Origin of the sequence: Pseudomonas syringae, assembly GCF_001698815.1 — a bacterium.
GTDB lineage: Bacteria > Pseudomonadota > Gammaproteobacteria > Pseudomonadales > Pseudomonadaceae > Aquipseudomonas > Aquipseudomonas syringae_A.
The window spans coordinates 106886-127340 of sequence record NZ_LGSI01000005.1; the positions used below are offsets into that span (position 1 = coordinate 106886).

18 protein-coding genes are annotated in these 20455 nt (G+C 59.9%); 10 read left to right on the top strand and 8 right to left on the bottom strand.

From position 1 onward, the window contains the following. The first annotated feature begins 3 nt into the window (after window positions 1–3). From AFK24_RS01430 to fdhA, 5 genes are all read left to right on the top strand, one after another. Entirely contained in the window at window positions 4–330 is a 327-nt protein-coding gene (locus AFK24_RS01430; protein WP_065831546.1) for a sarcosine oxidase subunit delta, read from the top strand. Next, window positions 327–3347: a sarcosine oxidase subunit alpha gene (locus AFK24_RS01435; protein WP_065831547.1), complete on the top strand. Its 3021-nt coding sequence runs from the start codon at window positions 327–329 to the stop codon at window positions 3345–3347. Before AFK24_RS01430 ends, AFK24_RS01435 begins: the two co-directional genes overlap by 4 nt. Window positions 3348–3483: 136 nt before the next feature. After that, the gene (locus AFK24_RS01440; RefSeq protein WP_065831548.1) at window positions 3484–4116 is read left to right on the top strand and encodes a sarcosine oxidase subunit gamma; all 633 of its coding nucleotides are present in this window, start codon (window positions 3484–3486) and stop codon (window positions 4114–4116) included. 120 nt (window positions 4117–4236) lie between these two features. Next, the gene (gene purU, locus AFK24_RS01445) at window positions 4237–5094 is read left to right on the top strand and encodes a formyltetrahydrofolate deformylase (protein WP_065831549.1); all 858 of its coding nucleotides are present in this window, start codon (window positions 4237–4239) and stop codon (window positions 5092–5094) included. Between the two features lie 177 nt (window positions 5095–5271). Continuing rightward, the gene (fdhA, locus tag AFK24_RS01450; RefSeq protein ID WP_065831550.1) at window positions 5272–6471 is read left to right on the top strand and encodes a formaldehyde dehydrogenase, glutathione-independent; all 1200 of its coding nucleotides are present in this window, start codon (window positions 5272–5274) and stop codon (window positions 6469–6471) included. 53 nt (window positions 6472–6524) lie between these two features. On the opposite strand, the gene AFK24_RS31120 is transcribed toward fdhA, so the two are convergent. Continuing rightward, window positions 6525–7577, bottom strand: coding sequence for an RHS repeat-associated core domain-containing protein (locus tag AFK24_RS31120; RefSeq protein ID WP_080482011.1), 1053 nt, complete (start codon window positions 7575–7577; stop codon window positions 6525–6527). Window positions 7578–8102: 525 nt separating this feature from the next. On the opposite strand from AFK24_RS31120, the gene AFK24_RS01455 reads away from it, so the two are divergent. Then, a complete protein-coding gene (locus AFK24_RS01455) occupies window positions 8103–8672 on the top strand; it encodes a DUF2780 domain-containing protein (RefSeq protein WP_065831551.1) in 570 nt (189 codons plus the stop codon). Between the two features lies 1 nt (window position 8673). On the opposite strand, the gene AFK24_RS01460 is transcribed toward AFK24_RS01455, so the two are convergent. Further along, entirely contained in the window at window positions 8674–9567 is an 894-nt protein-coding gene (locus AFK24_RS01460) for an acyltransferase (RefSeq protein ID WP_065831552.1), read from the bottom strand. 279 nt (window positions 9568–9846) lie between these two features. Here AFK24_RS01460 and AFK24_RS01465 point away from each other — a divergent pair, with 279 nt between their 5' ends. The 4 genes from AFK24_RS01465 (at window position 9847) to creD (ending at window position 14078) form a co-directional block, all read left to right on the top strand. Beyond that, window positions 9847–10347: an ATP-dependent zinc protease family protein gene (locus AFK24_RS01465; RefSeq protein WP_065831553.1), complete on the top strand. Its 501-nt coding sequence runs from the start codon at window positions 9847–9849 to the stop codon at window positions 10345–10347. A gap of 58 nt (window positions 10348–10405) precedes the next feature. Continuing rightward, window positions 10406–11086, top strand: coding sequence for a two-component system response regulator CreB (creB, locus tag AFK24_RS01470; RefSeq protein WP_065831554.1), 681 nt, complete (start codon window positions 10406–10408; stop codon window positions 11084–11086). Beyond that, window positions 11086–12504, top strand: a complete 1419-nt coding sequence (gene creC, locus AFK24_RS01475; RefSeq protein ID WP_065831555.1) for a two-component system sensor histidine kinase CreC — start codon at window positions 11086–11088, stop codon at window positions 12502–12504. Before creB ends, creC begins: the two co-directional genes overlap by 1 nt. 197 nt (window positions 12505–12701) lie before the next feature. Then, window positions 12702–14078, top strand: a complete 1377-nt coding sequence (gene creD, locus AFK24_RS01480; RefSeq protein WP_065831556.1) for a cell envelope integrity protein CreD — start codon at window positions 12702–12704, stop codon at window positions 14076–14078. Between the two features lie 119 nt (window positions 14079–14197). On the opposite strand, the gene AFK24_RS01485 is transcribed toward creD, so the two are convergent. The 6 genes from AFK24_RS01485 to AFK24_RS01505 all read right to left on the bottom strand — a co-directional run bounded on the left by AFK24_RS01485 (window position 14198) and on the right by AFK24_RS01505 (window position 20334). Next, the gene (locus tag AFK24_RS01485) at window positions 14198–14827 is read right to left on the bottom strand and encodes a glutathione S-transferase family protein (protein ID WP_065831557.1); all 630 of its coding nucleotides are present in this window, start codon (window positions 14825–14827) and stop codon (window positions 14198–14200) included. 66 nt (window positions 14828–14893) lie between these two features. Next, the gene (locus tag AFK24_RS30460) at window positions 14894–15070 is read right to left on the bottom strand and encodes a hypothetical protein (protein ID WP_139110431.1); all 177 of its coding nucleotides are present in this window, start codon (window positions 15068–15070) and stop codon (window positions 14894–14896) included. Continuing rightward, window positions 15067–16200 carry a PepSY-associated TM helix domain-containing protein gene (locus AFK24_RS01490; RefSeq protein WP_065831558.1) on the bottom strand — a complete coding sequence of 378 codons (1134 nt, stop codon included), beginning with the start codon at window positions 16198–16200 and terminating at the stop codon, window positions 15067–15069. Before AFK24_RS01490 ends, AFK24_RS30460 begins: the two co-directional genes overlap by 4 nt. A gap of 71 nt (window positions 16201–16271) precedes the next feature. Continuing rightward, window positions 16272–18713: a TonB-dependent siderophore receptor gene (locus AFK24_RS01495; protein WP_065831559.1), complete on the bottom strand. Its 2442-nt coding sequence runs from the start codon at window positions 18711–18713 to the stop codon at window positions 16272–16274. A 101-nt stretch (window positions 18714–18814) separates the two neighbouring features. Then, the gene (locus AFK24_RS01500; protein WP_065831560.1) at window positions 18815–19819 is read right to left on the bottom strand and encodes a FecR domain-containing protein; all 1005 of its coding nucleotides are present in this window, start codon (window positions 19817–19819) and stop codon (window positions 18815–18817) included. Then, window positions 19816–20334 carry an RNA polymerase sigma factor gene (locus AFK24_RS01505; protein ID WP_065831561.1) on the bottom strand — a complete coding sequence of 173 codons (519 nt, stop codon included), beginning with the start codon at window positions 20332–20334 and terminating at the stop codon, window positions 19816–19818. Before AFK24_RS01505 ends, AFK24_RS01500 begins: the two co-directional genes overlap by 4 nt. Between the last annotated feature and the right edge of the window lie 121 nt (window positions 20335–20455).

The following is a 20455-nucleotide window of genomic DNA, read 5'->3' on the forward strand; positions in this document are numbered from 1 at the left end:
CTTATGTTGCATATCTTCTGTCCTCACTGTGGCGAACTGCGCTCCGAAGAGGAATTCCACGCATCCGGTCAGGCGCACATTCCGCGTCCGCTGGATCCGGGCGCCTGCACCGACGAGCAATGGGGCGACTACATGTTCTTCCGCGATAACCCGCGCGGACTGCATCACGAACTGTGGATTCACGCCGCCGGTTGCCGCCAGTACTTCAACGCTACCCGCGACACCGTTACTTACGAAATTCTCGAAACCTACCCGATTGGCGCCAAGCCCCAGTTCACTAACAAGGCATTCGGCAACCAGGCAGCCAGCGGCGAGGGAGACAAGGTATGAGCCAGACTAACCGACTGCCCAACGGCGGCCGCATCGACCGCAGCAAGGTGCTGAATTTCACCTTCAACGGCCAGACCTACCAAGGCTTCGAAGGCGACACGCTGGCCGCTGCATTGCTGGCCAACGGCGTTGATATCATCGGCCGCAGCTTCAAGTATTCCCGTCCGCGCGGCATCTTCGCAGCCGGTTCCGAAGAGCCGAACGCGGTGCTGCAAATCGGCGCGACCGAAGCGACGCAAATCCCCAACGTGCGCGCCACGCAACAGGCGTTGTATTCGGGCCTCGTCGCGACCAGCACCAACGGCTGGCCGAGCGTCAACAATGACGTGATGGGGATTCTCGGCAAGGTCGGCGGCAAGCTGATGCCGCCGGGTTTCTACTACAAAACCTTCATGTACCCGCAATCGTTCTGGATGACTTACGAGAAGTACATTCGTAAGGCTGCCGGCCTCGGTCGCTCGCCGACTGAAAACGATCCGGACACCTACGACGCCATGAACCAGCACTGCGACGTGCTGATCGTCGGCGCTGGCCCTGCGGGTCTCGCTGCGGCCCTGGCTGCCGCGCGCAGCGGCGCACGGGTGATTCTCGCCGATGAACAGGAAGAGTTCGGCGGCAGCCTGCTGGACACTCGCGAAAGCCTCGACGGCAAACCTGCCACTGAATGGGTCGCGACGGTTATCGCCGAGCTTAAAGGCCTGAAGAACGTGGTGCTGCTGCCACGCGCCACGGTCAACGGCTACCACGACCATAATTTCCTGACCATTCACGAACGCCTCACCGATCACCTCGGCGACCGCGCGCCAATCGGCCAGGTGCGTCAGCGCATGCACCGTGTGCGTGCCAAGCGCGTGGTGTTGGCGTCCGGTACTCACGAACGTCCGCTGGTTTACGGCAACAACGACGTGCCGGGCAACATGCTGGCGGGCGCGGTTTCCACTTATGTACGCCGTTACGGCGTGGCGCCGGGCAAGAAACTGGTGCTGTCCACCAACAACGATCACGCGTACCGCGTCGCTCTGGACTGGCTCGACGCCAGCCTGCAAGTGGTGGCGATTGCCGATGCCCGTCACAACCCACGTGGCGCGCTGGTTGAAGAAGCCCGCGCCAAAGGCATTCGCATCCTGACCGGCAGCGCCGTGATCGAAGCGCGCGGCAGCAAGCATGTTACGGCAGCGCGCATTGCCGCCATCGACGTCAAAGCCCATCGCGTCACCAGCCCTGGCGAATGGCTCGATTGCGATCTGGTCGCCAGCTCCGGCGGCTACAGCCCAATCGTCCACCTCGCTTCACACTTGGGCGGCAAGCCGGTCTGGCGTGAAGACATCCTCGGTTTCGTACCGGGTGAAGCACCGCAAAAACGCGTCTGCGTCGGTGGTGTGAACGGTGTTTACGCACTCGGCGACGCACTGGCCGATGGTTTCGAAGGTGGCGTGCGCGCCGCCAGCGAAGCCGGGTTCAAAGCAGTCGAAGGCGTCTTGCCAAAAGCCCTGAGCCGCGCGGAAGAGCCGACGCTGGCGCTGTTCCAGGTGCCGCATGACAAAACCACCGCTCGCGCGCCGAAGCAATTCGTCGACCTGCAAAACGACGTTACCGCTGCCGCCATCGAACTGGCAACCCGCGAAGGCTTCGAGTCGGTCGAGCACGTCAAGCGCTACACCGCGCTGGGCTTCGGTACCGATCAGGGCAAGCTGGGCAACGTCAACGGCCTGGCCATCGCCGCCCGCTCGCTGAACGTGACCATCCCGGAAATGGGCACCACCATGTTCCGCCCGAACTACACGCCGGTGACGTTCGGCGCTGTGGCCGGTCGTCACTGCGGGCACATTTTCGAGCCGGTTCGCTTCACTGCGCTGCACGCCTGGCACGTCAAGAACGGCGCCGAGTTTGAAGACGTCGGCCAATGGAAACGCCCTTGGTACTTCCCGAAAAAAGGTGAAGACATCCATGCCGCCGTTGGCCGCGAATGCAAAGCCGTGCGCGACAGCGTCGGCCTGCTGGATGCCTCGACCCTCGGCAAGATCGACATTCAAGGCCCGGATGCCCGCGAGTTCCTCAACCGCATCTACAGCAACGCCTGGACCAAGCTCGATGTGGGCAAGGCGCGTTACGGCCTGATGTGTAAGGAAGACGGCATGGTCTTCGACGACGGTGTTACCGCCTGTGTCGCCGACAACCATTTCATCATGACCACCACCACTGGCGGCGCGGCACGCGTACTGCAATGGCTGGAAATCTATCAGCAGACCGAATGGCCTGACCTGAAGGTCTATTTCACTTCCGTGACCGACCATTGGGCGACCATGACCCTGTCCGGGCCGAACAGCCGCAAGCTGCTCAGCGAAGTGACCGACATCGATCTGGACCGTGATGCATTCCCGTTCATGACCTGGAAGGAAGGTCTGGTGGGCGGCGTTCCGGCGCGGGTGTTCCGCATCTCGTTCACCGGCGAGCTGTCGTACGAAGTCAACGTCCAGGCCGACTACGCCATGGGCGTACTGGAAAAAATCGTCGAAGCCGGCAAGCAGTACAACCTGACGCCGTACGGCACCGAAACCATGCACGTGCTGCGCGCCGAGAAGGGTTTCATCATCGTCGGCCAGGACACTGACGGCTCGATGACCCCGGACGACCTGAACATGGGCTGGTGTGTCGGTCGTACCAAACCGTTCTCGTGGCTCGGCTGGCGCGGCATGAATCGCGAAGATTGCGTGCGCGAACAGCGCAAGCAGCTGGTCGGCCTGAAACCGGTCGATCCGACCAAATGGCTGCCCGAAGGCGCGCAACTGGTGTTCGACACCAAGCAAGCGATCCCGATGCAGATGGTCGGCCACGTGACGTCGAGCTACGCGGTGTCTTCGCTGGGTTATTCGTTCGCCATGGGCGTGGTCAAAGGCGGCTTGAAGCGCATGGGCGAACGGGTGTTCGCACCGTTGGCGGACGGCAGCTTCATCGAAGCCGAAATCGTGTCTTCGGTGTTCTTCGATCCGAAGGGTGAGCAGCAGAACGTGGAGTGACTGCATCTCCTCTCGCGGCTAAAGCCGCTCCTACGGGGAATGGAAACGGATTCCGTAGGAGCGGCTTCAGCCGCGAGGCAGCGAGGCCGCCGAAGTTACGTCCAATGAAACAACAGAATTCAGGAACAGGTGCTCTATGACCACAGCCAACGTTTACCAGCAGCGGCCAACGACCGGCGAAAAAGCCGAGTCACCGCTGTTTCATGCCGATCTCAACAAGCTGGTCGGTAAAGGTCGCGCCAACCCTGGCGTGCTCCTGCGCGAGAAGAAACTGCTCGGCCATCTGACGATTCGTGGCGATGCCCATGATCCGGCGTTCGCTGCTGGAGTGGCGACCGCCAGCGGCATGGAACTGCCCAAGGCCTTGACCGTGGTCATCAACGGCGAAAGCTCGCTGCAATGGCTCGGCCCGGATGAATGGCTGCTGATCGTGCCCAGCGGTGAAGAGTTTGCAGCCGAACAGAAGCTGCGCGCAGCGCTGACCGGTTTGCACATTGCCATTGTCAACGTCAGCGGTGGCCAGTCGATCCTTGAACTGACCGGCTCGAAAGTCCGCGAAGTGCTGATGAAATCCACCAGCTACGACGTTCACCCGGACAACTTCCCGGTGGGCAAGGCCGTCGGCACCGTGTTCGCCAAATCGCAACTGGTCATCCGCCGTACGGGCGAGGAAACCTGGGAACTGCTGATCCGCCGCAGCTTCGCTGATTACTGGTGGATGTGGTTGCAGGATGCCAGTGCCGAGTATGGCTTGAGCATTCAGGCCTGATACACCTCGCGGCTCTCGCGGCTAAAGCCGCTCCTACAGGCGATGCGCATGTTCCAGTACGCCCGTAGGAGCGGCTTCAGCCGCGAGCAGCGACGACACATTTCCAACAAGGATTAACCAATGAGCCGCGCCCCCGACACATGGATTCTGACTGCCGACTGCCCAAGCGTGCTGGGCACGGTGGACGCGGTGACCCGCTATCTGTTCGAGCAGGGCTGCTACGTGACCGAGCACCACTCCTTCGATGATCGGCTCTCCAGCCGCTTCTTCATTCGCGTGGAATTCCGTCAGCCCGATGGTTTTGACGAACAGGGCTTTCGCGCCGGTCTGGCCGAACGCGGGCAAGCGTTCGGCATGATCTTCGAGCTGACCGCGCCGAACTACCGCCCGAAAGTGGTGATCATGGTGTCCAAGGCCGACCACTGCCTGAACGACCTGCTCTACCGCCAACGCATCGGCCAGTTGTCCATGGATGTGGTTGCCGTGGTGTCCAACCATCCGGATCTGGAGCCGTTGGCGCGCTGGCACGAAATTCCGTACTACCATTTCCCCCTGGATCCGAACGACAAGCCGGCGCAGGAAAGCAAAGTCTGGCAAGTGATCGAAGAGTCCGGCGCCGAGCTGGTGATTCTCGCCCGCTACATGCAAGTGCTGTCGCCGGACCTTTGCCGCAAGCTGGACGGCAAGGCGATCAACATTCATCACTCGCTGCTGCCGGGTTTCAAGGGCGCCAAACCGTACCATCAGGCCTACAACAAGGGCGTGAAACTGGTCGGCGCCACCGCCCATTACATCAACAACGATCTGGACGAAGGCCCGATCATTGCCCAGGGCGTCGAAGCGGTTGATCACAGCCATTACCCCGAAGACCTGATCGCCAAGGGCCGGGATATCGAAGGCCAGACCCTGGCCCGGGCGGTGGGATATCACATTGAAAGGCGCGTGTTTTTGAATGCCAACAGAACGGTAGTGCTGTAAACGCAATCCCCTGTAGGACCGGCTTTAGCCGGGAAGACGTCCTCCCGGCTAAAGCCGGTCCTACGGGATCGCAAACATCAATATCAAGCAAGCACCCCAGAGCAATCAGTGCGTTGCTGCTACACCGACAAAGCAACGCATTTCCCCGCGACATAACAACAAAATCGAGGTGAAAGCATGTCTGGCAATCGTGGTGTGGTGTATCTCGGCGCTGGCAAGGTCGAAGTACAGAAAATTGACTATCCAAAAATGCAGGATCCGCGCGGTCGCAAGATCGAGCATGGCGTCATCCTGCGCGTGGTCTCTACTAACATTTGCGGCTCGGACCAACACATGGTGCGCGGCCGTACAACCGCACAGACCGGCCTGGTGCTGGGGCATGAAATCACGGGTGAAGTGATCGAAAAAGGCACCGGCGTCGAGAACCTGAAAATCGGTGATCTGGTGTCGGTTCCTTTCAACGTGGCGTGCGGCCTGTGCCGTTCATGCAAGGAACAACACACCGGTGTCTGCCTGACGGTCAACCCGGCTCGCCCCGGCGGCGCCTATGGTTACGTCGATATGGGCGACTGGACCGGCGGCCAGGCGGAATACGTGCTGGTGCCGTATGCCGACTTCAACCTGTTGAAGCTGCCTGACCGTGACAGGGCCATGGAAAAAATTCGTGACCTGACTTGCCTGTCCGACATTCTGCCTACCGGTTATCACGGTGCCGTGACTGCCGGTGTAGGTCCGGGCAGTACGGTGTATATCGCGGGTGCAGGCCCGGTCGGCCTGGCCGCAGCTGCATCGGCGCGCCTGCTGGGCGCCGCAGTGGTCATCATCGGTGACGTCAATCCGGCCCGTCTGGTCCACGCCAAGGCTCAGGGTTTCGAAATTGCTGACCTGTCCCAGGACACCCCGCTGCACGAACAGATCGCCGCGCTGCTGGGCGAACCGGAAGTGGATTGCGCGGTTGACGCCGTAGGCTTTGAAGCCCGCGGCCATGGCCACGCAGGCGTGCAACATGAAGCTCCGGCAACCGTCCTCAACTCATTGATGGGCGTGGTCCGTGTGGCCGGCAAAATCGGCATTCCCGGCCTGTACGTCACCGAAGATCCAGGCGCTGTCGACGCTGCAGCAAAAATGGGCAGCCTGAGCATCCGCTTCGGCCTGGGCTGGGCCAAATCCCACAGCTTCCACACCGGCCAGACCCCGGTCATGAAGTACAACCGCCAACTGATGCAAGCCATCATGTGGGACCGCATCAAGATCGCAGACATCGTCGGTGTCGAAGTCATCAGCCTCGACGACGCTCCACGCGGTTACGGCGAGTTCGATGCCGGCGTGCCGAAGAAGTTTGTGATTGATCCGCATAAGTTGTTTAGTGCGGCGTAGGTTTTTGGCGAACAATTGGAGGAGGCTAAATGCCTCCTCCAGACGTTTAACTGTCAGGTGCTCCGAATATTCCGCAATACGCGCTCAAACTCTCCAGAAAGCTTGGGTCCAAAAAAGGGATCAGAAGAGACAGACGACAATGATCTTTCCAAATGTTTTGCAGAGGTTAGAGAGCTATTAGATGCTGCGGAGACCGTCTGAGCGTGGATATTAGAAACTGATGAAACTTCTAAACTGCTAGATTCCATACTGGTGAAAGGCGAATTGGCTATCCAAGACTGAGTGTTTTTGAACGCATCACGTCGGTCGATTGGAAGAGGCGCATGATTGGGACCGGTCTCGATATACGGACCAATTCCGGTATCTTTATGGGCTGGTTTCGGAAGTTGATATCTGGGTTTCGATGCTCGAGCCTTGGGAGCCAAGGTGCTATCAGAAGGCAAAGGCGAACGCCTAAAAAATACTTGTTCACCTCCCCCTAGAATTTTTAGTTCCCCCTGAATCATTTTTTTGAGCACAATTGGCTCACGTTGACGTCTGGCCATTAGCCCAACCCTTCTCAGAAGGGCCTTTATCAGCCAAGGCGTATGCCCAGTCGGATCCACCCTATTAACCGGATCCCCCACGCAATACGCATACGCATTCAACCCACCACCCCCAAACGGGCTCAAATTGTCCGGGCTGTTGAATCTCATCAATACCGGATTGAACGCCCGATACCCATTGCCCAATAAATAATGCCCGGTCACCGGATCAGGCTGTTCGCCGTTGAAGCCCGGCAGGTCCAGATGCGGCGGGCGAAAACCATAAGGCGAGTAGGTAAATGCTTGCCCCTGCGTAGCATCCAGGGCGTGTAGCACCGAGCGCTGTTGGTCGGTGCCGAGCAAGGCACAATCGGTGGTGCTGCCTTGGCGCTGCTGTCGTGCCAGTAAGTGATCCTCGGTCTGAAACACGGCGCGTTGTATCTCGCTCTGAATTTCCGTGGTCAGGCGACTCTTCTGATAGAAACGCTGAATGCTGTCTGATCCCGCAGGTGATACGGCGGCCAGACGATCCAGCGGGTCGTAAGCGTAAGTACACAGCACGACAGCGTTTGAAGAAGTCATGGCAACCAGTCCTTCCAATAGCGGTGGTTCAGTTTCAACCGCTTTTCACCCACTGCCTACCTAGCAGAACTACTAGGTTTTATAGGCGCTTGCGAGCAGTGCGAAGCTGTACAGACTGTGTGAAAACTACTGCGCTCGGCAATACTGCGTTAAAAACAGGCGGAAAATGCTCATTTAGAACACCTAGACTCCGCTTTTCCGCCTGTTTTTGCCTTGTCTTGCCTTNCGGCAATACTGCGTTAAAAACAGGCGGAAAATGCTCATTTAGAACACCTAGACTCCGCTTTTCCGCCTGTTTTTGCCTTGTCTTGCCTTGTCTTGCCTTCGCTCGTGACGTTTTCACACAGTCTGTGCAACAGCGGGTTTGCCTGACCCACCGCTTCGCGGCCGTCGTAACCTCCGAACGCTCCCACAGGATGAACTTCGCCCCAACAGACGAACGCAAGGAACATTCCCCCGGCCAACCCTGTCAAACACTTGTTTTTACCGGCTTGCCGGATTTTTTCCGTTTGAGGGGTTGTTTCAATGAAGATTTCACGCGGTGTAGCACTGGCATCGTTGATGGCTCTGGCCGCAAGTCCGGTGTTCGCCTTCAACCTGAACGACGCAGCCAATGCTGTCTCCAACGCCACCAATGGCAATCAAAAAGCGACCGCTGCGCCGGAAGCTGCCGGCCTGCTGAATGTGCTGGGCAGCAATCTGAATGTCACTCCGGAACAAGCCGTGGGCGGCACCGGTGCATTGTTGGGTCTGGCAAAGAACAAACTCGCCGGCAACGATTACAGCCAACTGACCAAATCGGTGCCGGGCCTGGATCAACTGGCCGGGACCAGCGCCTTGAACAGTCTGGGCAGCCTCAATGGGCTGGGCAATGTGTTGGGCGGTTCTGGCAACAGCGCCAGCAGTTCAATCCTTAATAGCGCTTTGGGCAACGTGCAAAGCATGGCTGACGTGAACAAGGCGTTCACCGCGCTGGGCATGGACAGTTCGATGGTCAGCCAGTTTGCCCCGCTGATTCTGCAATACCTCGGCCAGCAAGGCGCCGGTGGCTCTGCGCTGCAAAGTCTCGGCAGCCTGTGGGGCACCGGCAGCTGATTCAGTCTGCCAGCGCATCGCCCCGCAACAGGGCGATGCGCGCATCCTTGTCCAGCCACAGCTGGTTGACCCAGCCCTGCACCTTCTCGCGAAACAACGGATCGTTCTCGTAATCGCCTTGCCACAACGCGGGATCGAGTTCGCGGGTCTGGATATCGATGATCACGCGCGGCACGCCTCCGCAGAGTAAATCCCAGAAGCCCGGAATCCGCTCGCTCGGGTAAACCACGGTGACATCCAGAATCGCATCCAGTTGTTCACCCATGGCAGCAAGGACGAACGCCACGCCGCCGGCCTTGGGTTTGAGCAAGTGCGAATAAGGCGAGTGCTGCTGCGCCTGTTTCGCCGCTGTGAAGCGCGTACCTTCCAGATAGTTGACCACTGTGACCGGCTGACGCTTGAACAGCTCGCACGCTTGTCGGGTGATGTCCAGATCGTGGCCTTTCAGTTCCGGGTGTTTAGCCAGGAACGCCTTGCTGTAGCGCTTCATGAACGGGTAATCCAGCGCCCACCAGGCCAGGCCCAGCAACGGCACCCAGATCAGTTCCTTTTTCAGGAAGAACTTGAAGAACGGCGTGCGGCGGTTCAGCGCTTGAATCAACGCCGGAATGTCCACCCAGGACTGATGGTTGCTGATGACCAGATAAGACGTGTCGCTGCGCAGATTTTCATCGCCGCGCACTTCCCAGCGCGTAGGGATGCACAGGGCAAAAATCAGCTTGTCGATCTCGGCCCAGGTCTCGGCGATCCACATCACCGCCGCGGACATGTGATCGCGCATGTGCCCCTGAAAGATCAGCTTGAGCAAGGCGAAAATCAGCAGCGGACCGATCATGACCAGCGTGTTGAGCAGCAACAGCAGCGTGACAAAACAGCCGGTGAGCAGGCGGCGCATAAAGAACTCTTACAATTTTTCGGGCCGCCATCATAAAGAGACCGGGGATCAACGCCAAATCCATTGGTCGTCGACAAATGTTTCACGAGGTTACGGTTAAGCTGTGGGCAGCGAACGAAGTTGAGTCCTCCGGTCTAAAGCAAGCATGTTTTCGTTGGAGCGAGGCTTGCCCGCGAAGAACGATAACGGGGTATACCTGTTTCACCGAGGCGTCTGATTCGCGGGCAAGCCTCGCTCCAACAGGTAACCGTATTCCAACTGAGAAAAGGTACCACCCACGTGAAATCAATCCTGGCGTTATTGTCTCTGCTGGCCCTGCCGGTCATGGCCGCCGAGCCGACCTTGTATGGTCGTTACGAATACATCAAGGTCGCGGAGTTCGGCGAGACGTTCAAAGCCAAGATGGACACTGGCGCGCTGACCGCGTCGTTGTCGGCCAAGGACATCGAACTGTTCCAGCGCGACGGCGATGACTGGGTGCGCTTCCGTCTGGCCACCAAGGACGCCAGCAACAAGGTGTACGAGCACAAGGTCTCGCGCATCAGCAAGATCAAAGGTCGCTCCGAAGGCGAGGACGACGACGAAGTGGTTGACCCGACCAAGCGCCCGGTCGTCGACCTGGAGCTGTGCCTGGGTGATAAAAAGCAAACCGTCGAGGTCAACCTGGTCGACCGCAGCCATTTCAACTATCCACTGTTGATCGGCGCCAAGGCCCTGCGCGAGTTCGGCGCGGCGGTGAATCCGGCCCGACGCTATACCGCCGACAAACCCGATTGCTGATTGACGTTCGCGCCTGATCCCGGCACCGTTTCGTCCTCACCTCAAGCGCTCGGATGCCATGCCGCATATTTTGATTGTCGAAGACGAAGCGGCGATTGCCGACACCCTGATCTATGCCCTGCAAAGTGACGGTTTCACCACGTCCTGGCTGGGCCTCGGTCAGGCGGCAGTGGAGCATCAACGGCGCACGCCGGCGGACCTGATCATCCTCGACATCGGCTTGCCGGATATCACCGGCTTCGAGGCCTGCAAGCAAGTGCGGCGTTTCAGCGAAGTCCCGGTGATGTTCCTCAGCGCACGCAATGGCGAGATCGACCGGGTGGTCGGGCTGGAGATCGGCGCCGATGATTACGTGGTCAAGCCGTTCAGCCCGCGTGAAGTGACGGCGCGGGTTCGGGCGATTCTCAAGCGCATGCTGCCGCGCCCGGTTGCTGCCGTGTCGAGCGAGTTGTTTCAGATCGACTCCGAACGTGTGCAGATCAGCTATCGCGGCCAGCCGCTGAGCCTGACCCGCCATGAGTTTCGCTTGCTGCACTGTTTGCTGGATCAACCCGAACGGGTATTCAGCCGCGAGCAATTGCTGGATGCAGTGGGCGTGGCCGCTGATGCCGGTTACGAGCGCAGCATCGACAGCCACATCAAAAGCCTGCGCGCCAAGCTGCGCCTGATTGCCGCCGACGCCGAGCCGATCCAGACCCATCGCGGCCTCGGCTACAGCTTCAGCCCTGGACATAGCTGATGTCCCTCAGCCTGCGGATTTTTCTGGTGTACGCGGTGTTCATCGGCCTGACCGGCTATTTCGTGCTCAGCACCGTGATGAAAGAAGTGCGCCCCGGCGTGCGCCAGTCGACCGAAGAAACCCTGGTGGATACGGCCAACCTGCTGGCGGAAATCCTGCATGACGACGTCAAGTCCGGCACCTTGAGCCAGAGCCGCTTTCCCGACGCGCTCCAGGCCTATGGTTTGCGCCAGCCCGCCGCGACCATCTGGGGTTTGCCGAAGAATCAGGTCAATAACCGCATCTACGTGACCGACGCCAAAGGCATCGTGCTGCTCGATTCCAGTGGTGAAGCGGTCGGCCAGGATTATTCGCGCTGGAACGATGTGCTGCTGACGTTGCGCGGCGAGTATGGCGCGCGCTCGACCCGCAGCGATGCCAACGATCCGAACTCGTCGGTGATGCATGTCGGCGCGCCGATTCGCGATAACGGCACGATCATCGGCGTGGTCACCGTGGCCAAACCCAACAGTTCGCTGCAGCCTTATGTCGACCGCGCCGAGCGGCGGTTGCTGTGGTACGGCGGCGGCTTGATGGCGTTGGGGCTGCTGCTCGGCGCGCTGTTTTCCTGGTGGCTCAGCTCGGCGTTGCGACGCCTGACCCATTACGCTCAGGCGGTCAGCGAAGGGCGGCGCGCCGAGTTGCCTCATTATCGCGGCGGCGAGTTCGAGCAGTTATCCACCGCCGTGGAACACATGCGCACGCAGCTGGAGGGCAAGGCCTACGTCGAGCGTTACGTGCATACCTTGACCCATGAATTGAAAAGCCCGCTGGCGGCGATTCGTGGCGCGGCCGAGCTGTTGCAGGACGACATGCCCGCCGACCAGCGCCAGCGCTTTATCGGCAACATCGAAGGTGAAAGCGCCCGCATGCAGCAGTTGATCGAACGCCTGCTGAATCTGGCGATGGTCGAGCAGCGTCAAGGGCTGGAAGAACGGGTCGCCGTGCCGCTGAGCGAACTGATCGATGAACTGCTCAACGCGCAGAGCGTGCGCATCGAACGGCTGGATCTGCGGGTTGAAAAAGACATCGCCAACGATCTACAACTGATCGGCGAGCGCTTCCTGTTACGCCAGGCGCTGGCCAATCTGCTGGAAAACGCTCTGGACTTCACGCCCCAAGGCGGGCTTTTACGCTTCAGCGCTGAGCGAAGTGCCGGCGGGATTCAATTCAGCCTGTTCAACAGCGCCGCACCGATCCCCGACTACGCCCTGCCGCGCCTGAGCGAGCGCTTCTACTCCCTGCCCCGCCCCGACAGCGGCCGCAAAAGCACCGGATTGGGGCTTAACTTCGTCGAAGAGGTGGTGCAGCTGCACGGCGGCGAGATGCAGATCGGCAACGTTGAGGGTGGGGTTTTGGTAACGGTGCTGTTGCGCTGAATCCTACCTGTGGGAGCGAGGCTTGCCCGCGAAAGCGTAACGTCAGGCGATGATGTGTCGCCAGCTAAACCGATTCGCGGGCAAGCCTCGCTCCAACGGGATCTACGTCTGCGCATCTCCACACAACCCCCACAAACCCCTCATCAACCCTCCACACGCGGCTCGCAGACTCTCCCCATCAAAACAGGGAGAGACCCATGAATCGAAGTCTGGCTGTAAAACTGGGAATGATTGCGCTGTTGATCGTCCTGCTGCTGATTCCGTTGTTGATGATCGGCGGACTGATTGGTGACCGACAGGCGCAGCGCGACGGTGTGTTGCGGGATATCGCGCGCAGCTCCAGCTTCAGTCAGCAGTTGGCCGGGCCAATTCTGGTGGTGCCTTTTCGCAAGACCGTGCGCATCTGGAAGACCGACCCCAAGACCAACGAACGCGTTCAGGAAACCGCCCAGGAACGCGGCGATCTGCATTTTTTGCCGGACCGCTTTGAGCTCGACGGCAAGGTGCAGACCGAACTGCGCTCCCGGGGGATTTACGAGGCGCGGCTGTTCCACGCGGATAACCGGGTCAGCGGCCATTTCCAAGTGCCGGAATTTTTCGGGATTACCGAGGACTTCGCCGACTACCAGTTTGACGCGCCGTTTCTGTCAGTCGGGATCAGCGATATTCGCGGCATCGAAAATGCCCTGAAGTTGCAGCTCGACGATCAGCAACTGGACTTCGTTCCCGGATCGCGCCTGCAATGGCTCGGCGAAGGCGTCAGTGCCAGCTTGCCCATTCTGGATGGCAAACACGCGAAACAACTCAACTTCGCTTTCGACTTGAAGCTGCAAGGCACCGAATCGTTGCGGGTGCTGCCGGTGGGCAAGTCCAGCACAGTGCAGTTGTCCGCCGACTGGCCGCACCCGAGTTTTATCGGCAACTATCTGCCGACGCGACGGGAGATTTCCGCTGAAGGTTTCAACGCCAGCTGGCAGGCTTCGTTCTTCTCCACCAACCTTGAAGAAGCCCTGAGCCGTTGCCTGGAAACGTTGCAGTGCAACGACTTCAACCAGCGCACCCTGGGCGTGAGCTTCATCGATCCGGTGGATCAATACCTGAAGAGCGACCGCGCGATCAAATATGCGCTGCTGTTCATCGCGCTGACGTTCGCCGGTTTTTTCCTGTTCGAAGTGCTCAAGAGCCTGGCGGTACATCCGATCCAATATGCGTTGGTCGGCGCCGCGCTGGCCTTGTTTTATCTGATGCTGCTGTCGCTGTCGGAACACCTGGGCTTTGCCTTGGCGTATCTGCTGTCGGCCAGCGCTTGCGTGTTGTTGATTGGCTTTTATGTGTGTCACGTGTTGCGCAGTGTGCGCCACGGCTTGGGTTTCGCACTGGGGCTAGCGGCGCTTTATGGCTTGCTTTACGGCCTGTTGAGTGCCGAAGACTACGCGCTGCTGATGGGTTCGCTGCTGCTGTTCGGCCTGCTCGGTGTGTTCATGGTGCTGACCCGCAAACTCGACTGGTATGGCCTCACGCCAAACAAACCCGCCAAACCACTGGCGTTCGACATCGAGGCCGCCCATGAGTAACTGGCTCGGATTACGCGAAGATCAGGCCCAGGCGAGAAATCTGGTGCTCAGAATTGCCAGTCTGTTTCCTGCGCCGCCTCCAACAACGGGTGTTCAGCGATCTGGAGGCGGCCGCTCAATTAGACGCTGGGCTGAGTCGCCAACATCGAAGGCCGCTGACTGACTTCGCCATACCAACTCGCCAGGCGCGGATAGCTGCTGCGCCAACCGAGGTCAGGCTGGCGGAAGTCCAGATAACCCAGGGCTGCCGCGACGCTGATGGACGCCACGTCGAAGGCTGAACTGAGTTCGGTGATGGCGTCCTGCTCGAAATAACTGAGACTGCGGGCGATTTTTTGCTGCTGGTTGTCGAGCCACAGATCCCAATGTTTTTCCACTGGGCGCAAGGCGGTTTCATAACGGATCAGCAGTGCAGCATCCAGCAGTGCATCGGCCAGGGATGCCAGGGTCAGACGCCGCCAGCGCGCGGAGCCTTCGCGAGGGATCAGTGGATTGCCGACGTGCTGGTGGTCCAGGTAATCGAGAATCACCCGGCTGTCGTAGATCACGTTGCCGTCGGCCAGACGCAGGGCCGGGATCTTGCCGGCCGGGTTATCGAGGTTGAGCTCGGCAACCGGATTAACCGGCGTCAACGCCGTCGGCAGCAGTGCCACTCGGTCCAGCTGGCCGGTTTCATGCAGCAGGACCATAACCTTGCGGGCGAAGGGAGAGGCTGCGTTGGTGTACAACGTCATGGTCGGTGCGGACATGGGTGTTCCTCGAATGAGACGGCTGTCTAGACTAGCCAGCGCCCTGCCCGTCCGCAATGGCTGGTTTCAGGTCCTGCGCACCAGCAAACCCCGAAAGCTCAATACTGCCGCAATGCCCATTCCCAGCCAGGCCAGCGTGTCCCACCAGCCGTCACCGAGCAATGCGGCGAAGAGCCCGAACGCGATCAATATGCCGATCAGCAGCGGCATGGCAAACACGTGGCGCATGGTCGAACGCTTCATTGCACGGTTTCCGCTTGCGGGACGCTGACCGGCCGCGCGGCCTTGCGCCGCACCCACCACAAGTAAACGCCGCTGCCGAGGACGATAATGGTCAGTACATCCAGCGCCGCCCAGAGGATTTTCATTGGCATGCCGCCGTAATCACCGAAGTGCAACGGCTGCGACATGCCCAGCGCGTCCATGTACCACGGCCGCTCGACTACCGCGGTGACGTCCAGGGTTTTCGCGTCGATCAACACCGGGGTCGCCAGGTGCTTGGTCAAATGCGTATTGCCCTTGAGGAACACCGCGTAATGGTGCTCGCTGGAAAAGCGTGTGCCGGGGAACGCAATGAAATCCGCTTCCATGCCCGGCGCGGCAGCTTCGGCGATGCTCAGTAGATTTGTCGCCGGGGCGCGCTGGGTCAACGCGGGCGCATCTTTATAAGGGGCGATCATCGCCGCCAGACTGTCGTTGCGCCATGACGAAATCAACAGGTCGGCGCAGGCGCTGATTACGCCGGTAACGCCCACCACCAAGGCCCAGGTCAGGGTCACGACGCCGATCAGGTTATGCAGGTCGAGCCAGCGCATGCGCGTGGATTTGTCCGCGCGCACGGTGGCGAACTTGAGTTTGCGCATGAACGGCGCATACAGCACCGTCCCGGAAATAATCGCCAGCACGAACAGGAAACCCATGAACGCCAGCAGCAATTTGCCGGTCAGCCCGGCGTACATGTCCACGTGCAGGCGCAGCATGACCATCATGAACCCGCCGTTGGCAGACGGTATTTCGTAGGCCTGGCCGGTGCGCGAATCCATCATGAACGAGTGTGAGGAGTTGGGCTCGGTGCCCGCCGTCTTGGCCATGATCGCCCAGACGCCGTTGGCGTTATCCTCGTCCCAGCCGAAATACTGCATGACGTCGCCCGGCCGATACGCTTCGGCGGCTTCGACCAATTTCTCCAGATTCAGGTGCGGCGTGTCGGCCGGCATCTCCTTGAATTCCGGCTCGTTGCCCAGCAGGTGATCGATTTCATGGTGAAAAATCAACGGCAACCCGGTCACCGCCAGCATCAGCAGGAACAGGGTGCAGATCAGGCTGGTCCAGGTATGGATGAACGACCAGCGGCGCACGGTTTGGCTTTTCATGTGTTTCATTCCAAATGCAAAAGGCCGCCGCGTGTGCGGAGGCCTTTGTCTTCACTGGCGAATCCGTTAATTCACCATTTGTAATTGACGCTGGCCAGTACGTTGCGACGGTCGCCGTAGTAGCAATAGAAGCCATCACAGGTCGACAGGTATTCCTTGTCGAACACGTTGTTGGCGTTGACTGCGACGCTGACGCCTTTGAGCGAATTGTTCAGGCGACCCAGGTCGTAATGCACGGCGGCATCGTACACGGTGTAGGAATCGGTATGACCGTCGGACTTATCGCGTACATAGGCCAGGCTGCCCAGCGCCACGTTGTCGGTTTCGCCGATATAGCGCACGCCGAAGCCGAGGCCGAAACCGTCGAGCACGCCGGTGTGCCAGGTGTAATCAGCCCAGATCGATGCCTGGTTTTCCGGGGTCAGCGGCAATGGACGGTTCTTGTCCAATGGATCGCCGACCTTGGTCATCTTGCTGTTGGCGTAGGTGTAGGACGCGGTCAGCTTGAGGTTTTCGTTGACGTTGCCGACCGCTTCCAGCTCGACGCCACGCACTTGGGCTTCACCCAATGGACGGCTGACACCAAAGGTGTCGCTGAGCACGATGTTCTTACGGGTCAGGTCGTACAACGCCGCAGTGAACAACATGCTGCTGCCCGGCGGTTGGTACTTGATGCCCAGCTCGTATTGCTTGCCGGTACTCGGTTCGTAGGCTTCGCTGGTGGCGGTGTTGCCGCCCTGCTCGGCCTGGAACGACTCGGCGTAGGAAATGTACGGCGCGAAACCGGAATCGAACACATAGCTCAACGCTGCGTTGCCGCTGAAGGCGTTATCGCTGCGGGTGTCCTTGATACCGGACTCATGGAAGTCGGTGTCAGTGTCCAACCAGTCCTGACGCCCGCCCAGGGTCAGACGCCAGTTATCCAGAGCAATCTGGTCTTGCAGATACAGGCCGGTGTCGCGGGTTTTCTGGCTGTAGTTCTGGTAAGCGGTGTAGGCGACGTTGCTGAAGTCCTGACCGTAGACCGGATTGATGATGTTGCTGGTCGGCGCACTGCCATACAACCATTTGTAGTTGTGATTGATGCGCTGGTGATCCAGGCCGATCAACAGCGTGTGCTTGAGCACGCCGGTATCGAAGTCGGCCTGGAAGTTGTTGTCCACGGCGAACTGGCTGATGTCTTCGTTGACCACGTTGGCGCCGCGCGACAAGGTGCCATCGGCGGCAACCGAACCGTAGAAACCACCGGCCGTGATGCCCTGGAATGACAAATCGCTCTTGGTGTAACGCAGGTTTTGCTTGAACTGCCACACGTCATTCAGGCGATGTTCGAAGGCGTAACCCAGCGCGTAATAGGTCTTGTCGTAGAACTCCCACTGCGGATCGCCAAGGTTCTTGTGGTATTTCACTTCGCCGGCCGGGGTCGACAGCTTGGTGCCTTCCAGCGGCAGGAACTGGCTGGTGATGCCGGTATCGTCGCGGTTGAACTGGCTGAGGAAGGTCAGTTTGGTGTCCGGATCGATATTCCAGGTCAGGCTCGGCGCCAGGTTGTAGCGCTTGTCGTCGATGTGCTCGACCGACGTGCCGCTGTCACGCACTACGCCGCTGACGCGATATTCGAAAACCCCCGCGTCATCGATCGGGCCGGTGCTGTCGAAGCTGATCTGTTTGCGGTTGTAACTGCCGACCTGAGCCTGAATCTCGTGACTGGCAGTGGCTTCCGGACGACGGCTGACCATATCCAGCATGCCGCCGGGCGGGGTCTGGCCATAGACTGAAGAGGCCGGTCCGCGCAGAACAGAGACGCGCTCCAGATCCCAGGTTTCCAGCTTGGGCATGACGTACACGCCTTTCGGCAATGGCAAGCCATCGAGTACTTGGGTGGGTTCGAAGCCACGAATCTTCAGCCACTCGGCGCGGCTGTCGCTGCCATAGCTGCTGGCCGTCACACCGGGCATGTAGCGCACGGCGTCGTCGAGGTTCTGCACGGCGCGATCAGCCATCTGATCGCGAGTCGCGACCGAGATCGAACGCGGCGCTTCAAGAATCGGCGTGTCGGTCTTGGTGCCCGACGCGGTGCGGGTCGCGGCATAACCTGCCACCGGCCCCCAGGCCGATTCGCTGGCAACGCCCTGGCCTTGAATGGTGGTTTCCGGCAACGCCACGGTGCCTTCCGGCGAGGCCATCAGGCTGTAACTGCCCACAGTGCTTTGCACCAGTTGCAAGCCAGTGCCGCGCAACGCCTGACGCAACGCGCCAGAAGCATCGAATTGGCCTTGAACCGGTGCCGATTTGCGACCGGAAGCCAGCGAAGGATCCACCGCCAATGTCAGACCGGCCTGACTGGCGATCTGATTCAGGGTGGTGGACAGCGGCCCGGCAGGCAGGTTGTAAGCGCGCACGCTCGTGGCCTGTTCTGCAGCGATCAGTTGAGTGCTGGCCAAAGGGGCAGCCAGAGCAATCGCCACAGCCAACAGGCTGGGTCGTAACAGGGTTTCAAGCGTGCGGGACATATACGGCTCCTGAATGGAAACGGTTCTCAATGTCTATGTGCCGAACGAAATTCAAAAAGTGATAGAGCCAATCGAAAATAATTCTGATTCAGATTTATATTTCAAAGTTTTACTGGAGCCGCTGCGTCAGGTTTCGGGGCTTTACCGGTGACCGTGACCCACCATTGCGCGTGCTGCACGATTTGCACCGGCAAGGTCGGCGTCAGGGCCATAAGCGCCAGATCAGTGTTGGCGAGCGGGAAGCTGCCGGTGATGCGCAGGTCGGCGACCTCGGGCGCTACGCCCAGATACCCAGCGCGATAACGCCCCAGTTCCGCCACCAGATCGGCCAGACGCGCGTTTTCCACCACCAGCATCCCGCGCGTCCAGGCATCCGCGCCGGGCTTGAGTGCGAGCATCGGGCCAAGGCCGTCGCGGCTCATGAACATTTGCTGACCTTCGCGCAGGATCTGCTCTTGCGGGTCGTGTTGCGTATGGGCGGCGACGGCCGATTGCAACACGCTCAGCAGCGTGCCGTCGCTTTCCCGACGGACCAGAAACTGGGTGCCCAGCGCGCGCATCTGACCATCGCGGGTTTCCACGATGAACGGGCGCGGGTCGTCATGGCTGCCGGTTTCGACGAAGATTTCGCCGTCCTGCAGAATCACCCGGCGCTGTTTGGCGTCGAAACGCACGTCGATGGCGCTGTGGGTATTGAGACGGATCAAGGTGTTGTCGGCCAGACGCACGCTGCGCTGTTCGCCGGTGGCGGTGCGTTGATCAGCGAGCCAGTAATCCAGCGGCAGATAACGATCACCGACAAACAACGCCAAACCGCAGGCCATCAGCACACTGGCCAGGCCGCCACCCAGCTTGCGCAACTGGCGACGCGCGGTGCCATGGGATTGCAGCAAGGCCTTGCGCGCCGGGCCATTGGCGACTGCGAAGCGTTGGTCGAGCATGCCCAGCTGCACCCAGGCGCGGGCGTGTTCTTCGTGTGCCGCCATCCACTTGGCGAACTCTTCGCGCTCCGCGTCGCTGCCGTTGCCGCGATCCAGGCACAACTGCCAGTCGATGGCGGCGTCCAGAACGTGGGAAGCAACCGGGCGGGAATTGAAACTGCTCATGTCGGCTGGCCGTACAACGCTACGTAACATTGGCGAATGCCTTGAGCCAGATATTGCCGAACCCGTGGCACGGAAACCCCCAGCCGCTCGGCGATTTCACCGTGGGTCAGGCCGTCCAGACGGTTATACAGAAACGCCGCCCGCGCCTTGCTCGACAGCTTGCCGAGCAAACGGTCGATGGCCTTGAGGTCTTCGAGAATCAGGTGCTGCTCCTCAAGCGACGGCTGCTCAGCTTCGGGGATCAGCATCAGTTCGTTGAGGTACGCCTGTTCGAGCGCAGCGCGCCGGAAGTAATCGAACAGCAGGCCCTTGGCGACCGCCACCAGAAAAGCGCGAGGTTCGTTGGGGCTGCGCAGCTCGTCGCGCCCCAGCAGCCGCACGAAAGTGTCCTGGCTCAGATCTTCCGCTCGTTGCGGGCAAGCCACGTTGCGCCGCAGCCAAGCCAACAGCCAGCCACGGTGGTCGCGATACAACGCGCCAACGATCTCACTTTGAGTGCTTTGGGCTGATGACACGAACGACCCCGAAGAATTGCATTAACTAACGAGAATTATTCGCGATTGTGTCAGAGCCAGTGAATGCTGGCAATTAGCGCTTGTCGGTTGGATCCGTAGGACCGGCTTTAGCCGGGAGGGC